Here is a 12,403-nt window from a genome sequence, read left to right as displayed (position 1 = left end):
TCCATCCATGGCACTGATCACGGACATCCAGAAACTGGAGCCCGGCGGCGAGATTCGCCTGTTTGAAATTGACGGGACTGAGTACGGCGCGGATTACCTGCGCTTCCACGGGCATGCCATTCCGCACACACCTGAAGAGCTGCTGGCCTACGAGCATTTGGAAGAGGATCTGCCGGCGAAGTCGATCTGGTGGCAGGGAGAGGAGTATGCGGCCTGGCCGGTGCAGATTGAGGGGATTTCCTCAAGTAGCGACGGCACAGCCTCACGGCCGACATTCGCCGCCGGCAACGTCAACGGCAGAGTCACGGCACTGTGCCTGGCCTTCGAGGACATGCTCAAGTTCAAGCTGACGGTCCGTGAGACGCTGGCCCAGTACCTGGACGCGGCGAACTACCCTGACGGCAATCCAACTGCCGATCCAACCCAGGAGGCGCTGGAGATCTGGTACATCGACCAGAAAACCAGCGAGGACGGTGAGGCGGTGGTCTGGGAGCTGTCTTCCCCGGGTGAGATCGATAACCACGGCCTGCCAGGGCGCCAAATGACGACATTCTGCCACTGGGCCATGACCAACGGTTACCGGGGGCCGGACTGTGGCTACACCGGCGCGGCCATGTTCGACGACGAGGACAACCCCACGGATGACCCGGCACTGGACCAGTGCAAGGGCTGCCTGTCGTCCTGCAAGCTGCGCCTCGGAGAGAACAACGAACTCTCCTTCGGTGGATTCCCTGCTGTGTCCCTGATCGCCCGGAGCTGACCATGCGCAAGCACATCATTGCGGCCATCCAGGCGCACGCGGCGGCTCAGTATCCGAAAGAGTGTTGTGGGTTGTTGCTGGCTATCGGTCGCAAGCAGAAGTATTTCCCGTGCCGGAACATTGCCACGGAGCCGAGGGAAGAGTTCCGGCTCGATCCTGAGGACTACGCCGCGGCCGAAGACCTGGGCGATGTGATTGGCATTGTTCATTCACACCCGGACGCCACCAGCCGGCCGTCCCCCCACGACCTGGCCATGTGCGAAGTAACGGCCTTGCCGTGGCACATCTTGAGTTGGCCCGAGGGCGACCTGCGCACCATCGCGCCAACCGGCCGCACGCCGCTGCTCAATCGCCCGTTTGTACACGGCGCCTGGGACTGCTGGCAGGTCTGCGCCGATTGGTACAAACGCGAGTGGGGTCTTGAGTTCGAAGCCTTCCAGCGCACCGATGGCTGGTGGGAGAGTGCGGAGAACGCTAGCCTTTACGAGGCGAACTACGAGGCCGCCGGCTTTGTACGCGTAGACCGACCGCAGCGCGGTGACATGATCGTTATGCAGGTTGGGCGCACGGTTCACCCGAACCATGCTGGGATCTACCTGGGCACCGACCCAACGCTGCCCGGTGAAGAGTCAGGCGCCTTTGGCCCTGGCCCATTCATGCTGCACCATCTGTACGGCAGGCCTTCCGAGATCATCGTCTACGGCGGACCATGGCATGACCGGACACGCCTGATTCTCAGGCACAAAGACGCCAGATAACCAATATGACGCGGTAAGGCCGCAAGAGGACAGTATGCAAGCAGGTAACCAATTCCAGGCGCATTTTCCTTTGCGAGCAGAAGATATCCCGGTTTCAGCCTCAATGGTCGAAGCCGGGCTAGCTGTGCTTGAGGAGACGGATGATCGGCCTCTATCCAGATTTACGGTCGAAAGAGCTTTTCAGGCGATGTGCCTGTGTGGTCTAGCTGAATCTGCTCGCGAGTCCTCTTCTCGGTAATGACTTCAATTCCATAGTGAATAGCCTGAAAGATTCTTGCGAGTCTTAAGCAGTGCGCCCGCAACTCATCGAGCGTCAAAACGGCATTCGCTTTCTGTACGCTTTTTGGTTTGATTAAATCGGTTTGTGTTGCGGTAGGACCTTCATTAAGCCCCCATTGCCAGTGAACAATTTTATGCCTGATTGGCGATATTAGTTCGAATGCTTCGATAGAAGCCTTCAGGTCATCGGCTATATCGCTTTGCTCTTCCAAACTGTCGGAGAGCTTGAATTTTGAATATCTGATCATCGCCGCCATCGACATATTAGTTTCAACGCAGATGCGTTGCGCCTCAGCGATAGGCTTGTCCAGGAAAAAGGCGAAAAGCTCAGATATCTTCCACTCCACTGCGGAGTAACAGGCTACAAACTGGCCGATCGCATGCAGATTCGGGTCCGAAGGGCCGACATCGAATTGGCGCACCCAGTCGACCGTGAACGCGGGTCGCGGAACGAATTGGTCATCTGACACATTGACCTCCAGGTCATAAACGCGCCGATATTGGCGCTATCCCAGTCCTTGGGCTTGCAGGCGAAGGACTGGGGAATCCTTGCGTGTGGCAGGAGGCTACTACTGAGGGAAGGATTGGCGTTACTGGTATTCCATCCACGCTGGATGCCTGGCCAGGTCCGGGTTACAGTCGCCACTTTCAGGACGAGGATCGATCATGCGGATTTTGATAGCTGCGGTAGCGGTGGCGATGCTGGCGGGGTGCACAACACCTGGCGACCTCAAAGGCGGAAAGGCAACCATCAGCGCCTCGTCGAGTAAGGCGCCGAAACAATATGCCCTCTGCGTCATGCCCAAATGGCAGGATGCTCGCTCAGGAGCCACGATGGCCGAAACCTCGACTGGTTATAGGCTCATCGTTGCTACGGACTCGACGGCCGAGGAGCTTCTTGAGGTGAATCAGTCCTCAAATGGCAGCAGCATCGCGCTTTATCAGCGATTGTCCTGGGCGCCCGGTTACGGTCGATCAGCCATTGAAAAGGCAGTTCGCGACTGCCTGTAACGAACAACTACATCAAGCCGCCTTCGGGCGGCTTTTTCACGTCCGGAGAAAACTATGGCAGCGCTCGCAATCGAATACCAGCCACTCACCACCATCCTGCTATTCGGTCAACTACGCCAGTTCGGTCGCTCTTTCAAACTGTCGGTCAGAACGACAGCCGAGGCGATCAAGGCCCTCTGCGTGCAGGTCCCTGGCTTTGAGCGATTCTTGTCGAATGCGAAGTCTCGAGGGATTGAGTTTGCGGTGTTCAGGGGGAAAAAGAATATTGGAGAGGGCGAGCTCGCTTTTGGCGGAGAAGGCGATATCCGCATTGCGCCGGTAATTACTGGTAGCAAACGGGCCGGGATTCTCCAGACGATTGTTGGTGTAGTGCTACTCGCTATTTCTTACGTTTTCCCGGTTACTGCACCATATTTGGCTCCCGCCGGCATCGGCCTTGTCGCCGGAGGCGTGATCCAAATGCTCAGCCCCCAGGCCGGCGGCCTCAAGACCAGCGCCGCACCAGAGAACACTCCCGGTTACGCCTTCGGAAGCGCCAAGAACACCACTGCATCCGGTAACCCGGTACCGCTCTGCTACGGCAAGCGGCGGGTGGGTGGGGCGATCATCAGTGCCGCCATTTATGCCGAAGACCAGATGTAGCCAACACCTGAAGCACTGCAACCGTCCATGAGGCGGTTTTTTATTGCCTGGAGAAAAGCATGGGCGCAGCACGCAAGATTGATATTCACGGCGCCAAGGGCGGCGAAGAGAAAGCAAAAACGCCAACGGAAGCCCCGGATAGTCTGCGCTCCGTTGCCATCGCCAAGATGCTGATTGCCATCGGGGAGGGTGAGTTCGAAGGCACCCCAACCGCTCGCGACATTTACCTCGACAACACCCCACTGCAAGATCCTCAGGGCAACATGAACTTCCCGAACGTGAAGTGGGAGTGGCGCACCGGTGCGGTGGATCAGACCTATATCCAGGGCATCCCCTCGATCGAGAATGAGACCACCATCAGTACTGAGTTGCGCAGTGGCACGCCGTGGGTGCGGGCGATCACCAATACCCAGCTTTCGGCCGTGCGCGTGCGTTTCGCCTGGCCGGCACTCCAGTCAATTGATGCCAGCGGCAACATCAACGGTTACCGGATCGTGTACAAAGTTGAGCTGGCCACCGACGGCGGCGCCTACCAGCAGGTGTTGAGTGAGGCGGTCGACGGCAAGACCACCAGCACTTACGAGCGCACCCGCCGTATCGATTTGCCCAGGGCCACCACCGGCTGGCTGATGCGCATCACCCGTCTGACGATCAACCAGAACAACAACAAAATCTCCGACACGATGCAGATCGCCGGCTTCACTGAGGTGATCGACGCCAAGATTCGCTACCCAAACACCGCGCTGCTTTACATCGAGTTTTCGGCCGAGCAGTTTCGCAGCATTCCGGCCGTGACTGTCGAGACCAAGCTGAAGAAGATGCAGGTGCCGAGCAACTACGACCCTTTGTCGCGCTCGTATACCGGGATCTGGGACGGCACCTTCAAGCAGGCCTGGACTGACAACGCTGTATGGATGACCTACGACATCACCACGGCCGATCGCTTCGGCCTGGGCCGTCGCATCAAACCGTGGATGGTAGACAAGTGGGAGCTCTACAGGATCTCTCAGTACTGCGACCAACTGGTACCGGACGGGAAGGGCGGCCAGGAGCCGCGCTTCATCTGCAACCTGAACCTGCAGAGCAAGGCTGACGCCTGGTCGCTGCTGCGCGACATCTCGGCGATCTACCGGGGCATGACCTACTGGGCCCAGGGCCAGGTCTTCACCCTGTCGGATATGCCGCGTGCCACTGACTTCGACTTCGCCTACACCCGGGCGAACGTGATCGACGGCAAGTTCACCTACTCGAGCGCTTCGGAGCGCACCCGATACAGTCGCGCCCTGATCAGCTACGACAACCCGGCGAACAATTACGACACCGACGTCACTGCCGTTACAGATGCCAAGCTGCAGCGACGCTACGGCGACAATCTGCTGGAGATCAGTGCCATCGGCTGCACTCGTGAGTCTGAGGCGCAGCGCCGCGGTAAGTGGGCGCTGCTCACCAACTCCAAGGACCGGGCCGTTACCTTCAAGGTCGGCCTCGACGGGCGCATCCCGCTGCCTGGCTACGTGATCCCGATCGCTGACGAACTGCTGGCCGGTCGGCCGGTGGGCGGGCGCATCTCGGCGGTGAACGACAAGGTCATCACCCTGGACCGCGACACCCAGGCCAAGCCCGGCGACCGGCTGATCCTCAACCTGCCCGATGGCAAGTGTGAGGGGCGCACCGTGCAATTGGTCAGCAGCCGCCAGGTCACCGTGACCGTTGCCTATTCGGTTATCCCCGAACCCGAACTGGTGTGGGCGCTCGATGCCGATGACCTGGCAATCCCGTTGTACCGGGTGGTGAGTGTGGCGCGGCCGGAGCCTGGCGTGTTCGAGATATCGGCCGTGCAGTATGACCCGAGCAAATTCGCGCACATCGACACCGGCGCGCGCCTGGAAGAACGCCCAATCAGCGTTGTGCCGATCACCGTCGTTCCGGCGCCGGCGAGCGTCACGCTGACGTCGAGCTACGCCGTGAACCAGGGCATCGCGATCAGCACCATGAATATCTCGTGGCCTGCCGTGGCCGGCGCGGTCGCCTATGACGTGGAGTGGCGCAAGGACAGCGGCAACTGGATCAAGGTGCAGCGGACCGGCTCGACCAGTGTCGACGTCACTGGCATTTACTCGGGCGCATACGTGGCCCGGGTTCGGTCAGTGAGCGCCTTCGAGATCTCCTCGGTCTGGAAGAGCTCCAATCTGACCAACCTGGAAGGTAAGGTTGGCCTTCCGCCGGCGGTGGCGTTCCTGACCACTGCCAGCGAACTGTTCGGCATCGGCATCAAGTGGGGCTTTCCTGCTGGCGCCGAAGACACCCAGCGCACCGAGCTGTGGTATGGCCCGGCGAACGACCTAGGGGCGGCGACCAAGCTGGCCGATCTCGCGCACCCGCAGGCGGATTACAGCATGCAGGCCCTCAAGGCTGGCGCGCAGCTCTTCTTCTGGGCGCGCCTGGTGGACCGTACTGGCAACATCGGTCCGTTCTTTCCAGTCGGCAACGGCGTGATGGGGATGGCCAGTGCCGACGCGGCGCCGGTGTTGGAGCTGATCGCCGGACAGGTCGGCCGGACCGAACTCGGTCAGGACATCAACGACGAGATCGACAAGATCCCAGGCCTGCAGGCGCAGATCGATGCGCTCGACGGGCTATCTGCCTACGATCCTGAGCAAACCTACCTCGAGGGCGACCTGGTGGTGGTTGGCAAGCGGATATATCAGGCTACTGGTCTGGTTCCCGTCGATACACCTCCGCCGAACGCCGATTATTGGGTGGACGTGGGCCAGGTTCTGGTTACGGCCAACGGCCTAGCGCGCCAGGTTGAGATCAACACCACCAGCATCACCGAACTGGACGGCGTGGTCACGGCCAATGCGTCGAGCCTTCAGGCCTTGCAGTCGGCTTATCGGGACGATACTGGGGAGGGTGATCTGGCCGATGCACTCCAGGGCTATAACGCCTCGGCGAGTTTCGCGCAGGAAGTGAAGACGCGCGCTTCGCAGAACGCGGCCATGGTGCAGCGGCAGACCGAGCTTATCGCTGAGGTGGGCGAAGTCAGCGGCTCGGTGAGCGAACTCGAAAGCGTGGTGGTTACCGACCGAGAGGCAACTTCTCAGGCTATCCAGCAGGTCAGGGTGGAAATCGGCGAGACCTCGGCCGCCGTTCAGGTCGTGAGCCAGGCCCAGGCCGACACCGACGGCAAGTTCACCACGATGTACTCGGTGAAGATGCAGGTGAACGCCGACGGGCAATTGGTTGCAGCCGGCTTTGGCCTGGGTATCGAGCAGGACGAAGAAGGGGTACTTCAAAGCCAGTTCCTTGTGAGCGCCGATCGTTTTGCAATCGTCAGCACGCTGGCGGGGGGGCAAGTGTTTACGCCATTCACGGTGGATAACGGGCAGGTCTTCATGCGCTCGGCGTTCATCCAGGAAGGCAGCATCACCATGCTTCAGATTGGTCAGGCTTTGCAGTCTGACAACTACGTCGCTGGGGTGCAGGGCTGGCGGCTTGATAAGGCTGGGAACCTGGAGTTCAACGGCCCAGCGCCTGGTGGCGGCCGCCTTACGATGACCAATAGAGCCATCAAGGTCTACGACGAGAACGGCGTTAAGCGGGTCCAACTCGGAGACTTAACAGCATGATAGCTGGAATTAGAATATGGGGGCCAACGGGGGCGCTAGAGCTAGATGAAAACTCATTCACAGTAAGAGTTTTATATTCTGCTCTAGTTTCGACCTCAGGAAGAAGCCTATACATAGCTATTCCCGGGGTTGCTGCGGCAACTTGTACAGGTGTTTGTTTGCCAAACGGAAATTGGTCGAACAGTTCGTCAAGCCAAGATGCTGGTAACTCACAGTTTGATGTTCAAGTTCTGAATGGCGGCGTGAGAGTTTGGTTCTCAAATAGAAATATGCCTACCGGCAGGATCGGAATTTCTACTCAAAGGCTTTTGGTGTTGAGGTACAGATAATGGGGTTTGGGTTAGAGTTTATAAACAATTCAAATGTCGTAACCTTGGATTCTGAGTTTTCAAGGCTGGTTGTTTTATATTCGGCGCGCTACTCTGGTGGCGCGGTTTTTCCTTACCCTATCAACTCTCCCGAGGCCCCTCTGATTTTTGCAAGGCCAGACGGTAACGCGACATTCCAGTGGGTTAGGTTGATTGGCTCTCCCGGCAACTGGACGGGATGGACTAACGTTGCAGGCGGTACCGGAACATATTTCCTGGCGGCATACCAGTCTAAGGAAACTGCTACTTACGGAATTAGGCTGTGGGATGGAAGCTCAAAACTACTAGTCGATACTGGTAACCCCTGTGCGCAGTTTACAGATGTTGTAACAAGCTGGGGTTATTTAGGTGCTACAAATCCGTCTGTGGGTAGGTGGGAAAACAGGTGGTCCGCTGGCGTCCCATTGAATACGGGTAACTTTATGCTGATAAACAACATCGCAATGGATCTTCCAGGTCAAGATACTTTCTCAAAGCTTAGCTGTTCGTGGAACTACTCCAGCAACTCTATTACGGCGCTGCTTCAGAATATAGGGGACTTTAATGGCTCCAGTTTCTTTTTGCCGCTCCTGTTCGCAAAACCTATTTCGTAGGAGAGTTTGATGACTTGGTACAAAACTGGGACTGCTAGCGTCACGTCCGGTAGCAATGCTGTGATCGGCACCGGAACGTCGTTCATCGCGAACTCGCGTGTAGGTGATGCCTTTCGTGGGCCCGATGGCGAATGGTACGAGGTGACCAACATTGCGAGCGATACAGCGTTGTCGATCGCTCCCAATTACCAGGGCGCCACCGTGGCGGCCGGGGTTTACTCGCTTGCGCCAATGCAGGGCTACGTCAAGGATTCGGCCGACGCCCTGCGAGCAGCCACCCAGGTGATCGCCAGCGGTGTTGCTGATATGCAGGACCAAGTGGCGGCGGCGACTGAGGCCGCCACATCAGCCGGGCAATCCAAGACGGTGGCCACCGAGCAGGCTGGCATCGCAAGCGCAGCGGCTGATGCATCGGCGGGGAACAAGGACGCCTCGCAGTTGGCGGCTCAGCAAAGCGGTTTGTCTGCCCAGGCATCCGCCGCGGCAGCTGATCGAGCAGAGACGGCCAAGACCTCCATCATTCAATCGGAGCAGGCGGCCGCAGCATCTGCATCAGCTGCGGCAGCATCTGCTGAACACGCTGAGGAGGTCACGCTCGGCAAGGCCGCCAGTGGCGAAAACAACGACATCACGTCTCTGCGAGCACTTTCCGCTGATGGCTTCGACAGGTTGCGGCAGGGCATCGCGCCGATGGTCGGTGCAACGGCAACTGTTGCGGGAACCAAGGGCCTAGTGCCGGTTGCGTCAGTCGCTGAGCGACTGAAGGTTTTGAGCGGTGCCGGGGTTTGGGTACCGCTGCCAACTGGAGCAGCCTGGGGTGCGATTACCGGAACGCTTTCGGCGCAGACGGATTTGCAGTTGGCATTGGACGCCAAGCAAAGTGTTTCAACCGCCCCATTCACTAAGTTTTTTGAGAGCGCACCGACAGCTTGGACTGTAGCGGGCCAACTGACTTTTACTCATGGACTTGGTGCACTTCCTAAATATGTAGAGATAGAAGTAATCGTTACTGCTGCGTTTGCTTCTACGCCAGTCGGCACTCGATTCAGTGCTGTTTTGATTTATGCTAGCGGATACCTTGGCGCGCAGGTTGACGGAAGAACAGCGACTACCGTTACCGTTCGTTGTGGTAACACCATGATTAGGTTAATTAACACAACCAGTGGTGATCAGGGAACTCCAGCAAACACTCAAATAATAGTCAGGGCGGCAGCATGAAATATTACATTGATATCAACGGTCAATTTCTGGGCGGCTGGGATCAAGACCCACCGGATGGCGCAATTGAAGTTGAAAATCCTCCAGAATACGCCGACCAAATTTGGATATCTTCTGGCTGGGGTCCAAGCATCTCAAAGGCCTCTCAGGAGGAAAGCAAATGGCGTGACGAGCAAATGCTTACTGCTCAGCAGAACGTAACAGCCATTGATTTCGGCTCAAAAAATGTCCCGGGATCTGCTCAGGAGTGGAAGGACTACTGGCTTGGCCTTCTTGGGTGGACCGCCGATAACCCTGACTTCCCCGACAGCAGCAAGCGCCCTGTAGCGCCTACCTGATCCGCCGCTGAACAACGCCACCCGCCATGAGCGGGTTTATTTTTGCCTGGAGAAAGCCATGCCTATCACTGAGCAGCAATTGCTGCAGATCCTCCCGAACGCCGGCCGCAATGCCGGCGTTTTTGCATCTGCGCTGAACCTAGCCATGGACCGGTACCAGATCAACACCAGGCTTCGGATGGCGGCTTTCATCGCCCAGGTCGGGCACGAGTCTGGCCAGCTGACGAGCCTGGTGGAAAACCTGAACTACAGCGCTGAAGGCCTGATGAAGACTTGGCCAAGCCGGTTCGACCTGGTTCGAGCAACGGCAGCAGCCCGCAAGCCCGAGCAGATCGCCAACATCGTGTATGCCGGTCGCATGGGCAACACCGAGCCGGGTGATGGCTGGAAATATCGCGGTCGTGGTTTGTTCCAGGTGACCGGACGGGCCAACTACACCGCGTGCGGTGAAGCCCTGGGCCTGGACCTGATCAATAACCCCCAGCTGCTCGAGCAGCCGCAGTACGCCGCGATGTCAGCGACCTGGTTCTGGTCAACCCGCGGGTTGAACACGCTGGCGGACCAGGGGCAGTTCGTGAAGATCACCCGGCGCATCAATGGTGGACTCACCGGTCAGGACGATCGTCAGGCACTGTACGACAAGGCATTGAAGGTGCTGGCATGAGCGCGATCTGGCTGAAAGCCCTTCCTTATATAGCGGCGTTGCTGCTGGCCCTGGGTGCGCTGTATGGCGCCTACCACCATGGTGTGAGTACCACAAACGCGACATGGAAGGCCGAATGGAACGACCGCGATACACGCGATGCACAGGCCAAGGAGCAGAACGAGGCCGCCGAGCGTGCCAAAGAACAATCTCGCCAACAGGCGATCAACAAGGTAGTCCAGAATGGCCAAGCTCTTATCGATACCGCTGCTGCTGCTGTCACTGCTGCTAACCGCGAGTCTGACCGGCTGCGCAGAGCAGCCGACGGCCTTGCCAGTCGCATCGCAGCCAGTCAAGGCGGCAGCCATTCCTGCACTGCCGCCGCAAGCGCGGCAGCTTCCCGTGCCGTCCTGGTGCTTGCCGACGTGCTCAAGCGCGCTGACCAGCGAGCGGGCGACCTGGCAGGATATGCTGACCAAAGCCACAGCCGGGGAGTGACCTGCGAGCAGGCGTATGACAGCTTGGGGAAATAGGGGGTTGTGTTCGTCGGCAGGACGCCGGGGAGGGGGCGTGACATTTGCGTGACTCTCTCACGCACTTGCAAGCTCTTGTGGGAAGTCGATTGCAGCGAGCGCCAATAAAAACAGCTAGTTAACAATGGCTTGCAGGTGTACTGCGTGCATGGGGTGCTAGGGGTCGAGTGTTCGAATCACTCCGTCCCGACCATATAATTCAAAGGGTTGCGAGATTTTATCTCGCGACCCTTTTTTGTTTTTAGGTGTTTTTACCCCTACAAAAACTCTGGCTCTTGGTGGAATCTTCAGCAGCTACAAAGGTCATGGCGCGAGAAGAGTGCCTCGCTGTGTCCTGGTCGCTCGAGCAGAAGGGGACGGCCGTTAAAGAGCCTTTTCCGGCGCCGGTTGGTCGTTGGGTTGGGCGATGATTGTTTTGAGCTCTGCGCTCATGGGGAATTTGAGATTCAAGCCTTTGGGAGGGATGGGCTGAGTAAACCATTTATCGTAGATGGCGTTGATTTCACCCGAGACAAAAAGTGACTTGATCGAGTCATCCACGACTTTTTTGAGATCCGGATCACCCCGACGCATTGTGCAACCATAGATTTCGTTGGATTGCGGGGTGCCGGTCACCACCCAATCTTCCGGTTTCTTTGCCTTGGCCATCTCGCCCGCCAGCAATGCGTCGTCCTGCATAAACGCAATGGCGCGGCCGGACTCGAGCATTTGGTAAGACTCGCCAATGTCTTTGGCAGAGATTACGTTCATGTTCATCTTTTTCTCGGCATTCATGACCTTGAGCATCCGCTCGGCAGTGCTGCCAGCAGTAGTCACTACGTTCTTGCCGTTGAGATCTTGAAAGTCCTTGTAAACCGAATCCTTCCTGACCAACAGGCGGGTGCTGGCTTCAAAAATGCCGACCGAGAAGTCGACCTGCCGAGCTCTCTCGGCGGTATTGGTTGTGGAGCCGCACTCCAGGTCCACAGTGCCGTTTTGCACCAGTGGGATACGCGTCTGTGATGTCACCAGGTTGTACCGTACGTTCAGCTTGGGCATACCGAGTTCTTGCTTGATAGCCTCGACAATCTTTAATTGAATGTCATGGGAGTAGCCCACCGGCTGACCGGATCCGTCGGCAATATAAGAGAAGGGAATGGACGAGTCTCGGTGACCCAGGGTGATGGTCCCCGAGGTCTTGATTTTCTTAAGCGTGCCGGTGGGTTCGGCAGCCATGAGGGCAGTACTACTTAAGGCCACAGTCAGGGTAACGCTCAGGATTGCAGGGAAGGCACGCATCAAAAGCTCCTCATTAGGGTGAGGCGAGAGGTCTCGCGGGGCTTGGCGACTCGCTTGTTGTTAGTGACGGTCCAGCCAGACGGTCTGTGCATTACAGAATTCGCGCACACCGAAATGCGACAGTTCACGGCCAAAACCGCTTTTCTTTACGCCGCCGAAAGTGGCGCGTGGGTCGGTTGCGCAATAGCCATTGATGAATACGCCTCCGGTTTCCAGTTCGCCGGCCAGCTTCTGGGCCAGTTCGACATTGCTCGTGTAGATGGTCGAGGCGAGCCCGAATTCACTGTCATTGGCCAGTTCCAGAGCATGTGCGGCGTCCCGCGCAGTGATGATCGATGCCACGGGTCTAAGGC

At 58.0% G+C, this 12,403-nt stretch carries 12 protein-coding genes and 1 pseudogene; 10 read left to right on the top strand and 3 right to left on the bottom strand.

What is annotated here, in order from left to right:
- Nucleotides 1-7 precede the first annotated feature (7 nt).
- Entirely contained in the window at nucleotides 8-760 is a 753-nt protein-coding gene (locus tag ACODSV_RS07195; protein ID WP_454843472.1) for a phage minor tail protein L, read from the top strand.
- A gap of 2 nt (nucleotides 761-762) precedes the next feature.
- Nucleotides 763-1,518: a C40 family peptidase gene (locus tag ACODSV_RS07190; RefSeq protein WP_454844073.1), complete on the top strand. Its 756-nt coding sequence runs from the start codon at nucleotides 763-765 to the stop codon at nucleotides 1,516-1,518.
- 161 nt (nucleotides 1,519-1,679) lie between these two features.
- On the opposite strand, the gene ACODSV_RS07185 is transcribed toward ACODSV_RS07190, so the two are convergent.
- The gene (locus ACODSV_RS07185; RefSeq protein WP_128191816.1) at nucleotides 1,680-2,267 is read right to left on the bottom strand and encodes a hypothetical protein; all 588 of its coding nucleotides are present in this window, start codon (nucleotides 2,265-2,267) and stop codon (nucleotides 1,680-1,682) included.
- A 196-nt stretch (nucleotides 2,268-2,463) separates the two neighbouring features.
- On the opposite strand from ACODSV_RS07185, the gene ACODSV_RS07180 reads away from it, so the two are divergent.
- The 8 genes from ACODSV_RS07180 (at nucleotide 2,464) to ACODSV_RS07145 (ending at nucleotide 10,772) form a co-directional block, all read left to right on the top strand.
- Nucleotides 2,464-2,808, top strand: a complete 345-nt coding sequence (locus ACODSV_RS07180; protein WP_104902946.1) for a lipoprotein — start codon at nucleotides 2,464-2,466, stop codon at nucleotides 2,806-2,808.
- A gap of 54 nt (nucleotides 2,809-2,862) precedes the next feature.
- A complete protein-coding gene (locus tag ACODSV_RS07175) occupies nucleotides 2,863-3,450 on the top strand; it encodes a tail assembly protein (protein ID WP_454844072.1) in 588 nt (195 codons plus the stop codon).
- Between the two features lie 59 nt (nucleotides 3,451-3,509).
- The gene (locus tag ACODSV_RS07170; RefSeq protein ID WP_454843480.1) at nucleotides 3,510-7,079 is read left to right on the top strand and encodes a TipJ family phage tail tip protein; all 3,570 of its coding nucleotides are present in this window, start codon (nucleotides 3,510-3,512) and stop codon (nucleotides 7,077-7,079) included.
- 328 nt (nucleotides 7,080-7,407) lie between these two features.
- Nucleotides 7,408-8,040, top strand: a complete 633-nt coding sequence (locus ACODSV_RS07165; RefSeq protein WP_454844071.1) for a hypothetical protein — start codon at nucleotides 7,408-7,410, stop codon at nucleotides 8,038-8,040.
- Between the two features lie 9 nt (nucleotides 8,041-8,049).
- A complete protein-coding gene (locus ACODSV_RS07160) occupies nucleotides 8,050-9,258 on the top strand; it encodes a hypothetical protein (protein WP_454869450.1) in 1,209 nt (402 codons plus the stop codon).
- Complete coding sequence (locus tag ACODSV_RS07155) at nucleotides 9,255-9,596, top strand: hypothetical protein (RefSeq protein WP_454843486.1); 342 nt, start codon at nucleotides 9,255-9,257, stop codon at nucleotides 9,594-9,596. The genes ACODSV_RS07160 and ACODSV_RS07155 overlap by 4 nt, the downstream gene beginning before the upstream one ends.
- Before the next feature lie 58 nt (nucleotides 9,597-9,654).
- On the top strand, nucleotides 9,655-10,260 hold the full coding sequence (locus ACODSV_RS07150; protein WP_454844069.1) for a glycoside hydrolase family 19 protein: 606 nt from the start codon (nucleotides 9,655-9,657) through the stop codon (nucleotides 10,258-10,260).
- Nucleotides 10,257-10,772, top strand: coding sequence for a DUF2514 family protein (locus ACODSV_RS07145; RefSeq protein WP_454844068.1), 516 nt, complete (start codon nucleotides 10,257-10,259; stop codon nucleotides 10,770-10,772). The genes ACODSV_RS07150 and ACODSV_RS07145 overlap by 4 nt, the downstream gene beginning before the upstream one ends.
- Nucleotides 10,773-11,135: 363 nt before the next feature.
- Here the strand turns inward: ACODSV_RS07145 and ACODSV_RS07140 are convergent, their stop codons facing one another.
- Both ACODSV_RS07140 and ACODSV_RS07135 read right to left on the bottom strand, forming a co-directional pair.
- Nucleotides 11,136-12,050, bottom strand: a complete 915-nt coding sequence (locus ACODSV_RS07140) for a transporter substrate-binding domain-containing protein (RefSeq protein ID WP_150095548.1) — start codon at nucleotides 12,048-12,050, stop codon at nucleotides 11,136-11,138.
- Between the two features lie 60 nt (nucleotides 12,051-12,110).
- Nucleotides 12,111-12,395: pseudogene (locus ACODSV_RS07135) on the bottom strand (aldehyde dehydrogenase family protein); the annotation flags it as partial.
- Between the last annotated feature and the right edge of the window lie 8 nt (nucleotides 12,396-12,403).

It is taken from the genome of Pseudomonas sp. FG86, from assembly GCF_057808775.1.
The sequence above is the reverse complement of the archived record's forward strand: the minus strand, read 5'-3'. Positions and strand labels throughout refer to the sequence as shown.

Bases quoted from the DNA above. Each gene is read 5' to 3' on its own strand.
- ACODSV_RS07170 (WP_454843480.1), top strand. From the start codon at position 3,510: ATGGGCGCAGCACGCAAGATTGATATTCACGGCGCCAAGGGCGGCGAA.
- ACODSV_RS07160 (WP_454869450.1), top strand. From the start codon at position 8,050: ATGACTTGGTACAAAACTGGGACTGCTAGCGTCACGTCCGGTAGCAAT.
- ACODSV_RS07165 (WP_454844071.1), top strand. From the start codon at position 7,408: ATGGGGTTTGGGTTAGAGTTTATAAACAATTCAAATGTCGTAACCTTG.
- ACODSV_RS07150 (WP_454844069.1), top strand. From the start codon at position 9,655: ATGCCTATCACTGAGCAGCAATTGCTGCAGATCCTCCCGAACGCCGGC.
- ACODSV_RS07145 (WP_454844068.1), top strand. From the start codon at position 10,257: ATGAGCGCGATCTGGCTGAAAGCCCTTCCTTATATAGCGGCGTTGCTG.
- ACODSV_RS07140 (WP_150095548.1), bottom strand. From the start codon at position 12,050: ATGCGTGCCTTCCCTGCAATCCTGAGCGTTACCCTGACTGTGGCCTTA.
- ACODSV_RS07155 (WP_454843486.1), top strand. From the start codon at position 9,255: ATGAAATATTACATTGATATCAACGGTCAATTTCTGGGCGGCTGGGAT.
- ACODSV_RS07190 (WP_454844073.1), top strand. From the start codon at position 763: ATGCGCAAGCACATCATTGCGGCCATCCAGGCGCACGCGGCGGCTCAG.
- ACODSV_RS07180 (WP_104902946.1), top strand. From the start codon at position 2,464: ATGCGGATTTTGATAGCTGCGGTAGCGGTGGCGATGCTGGCGGGGTGC.
- ACODSV_RS07175 (WP_454844072.1), top strand. From the start codon at position 2,863: ATGGCAGCGCTCGCAATCGAATACCAGCCACTCACCACCATCCTGCTA.
- ACODSV_RS07195 (WP_454843472.1), top strand. From the start codon at position 8: ATGGCACTGATCACGGACATCCAGAAACTGGAGCCCGGCGGCGAGATT.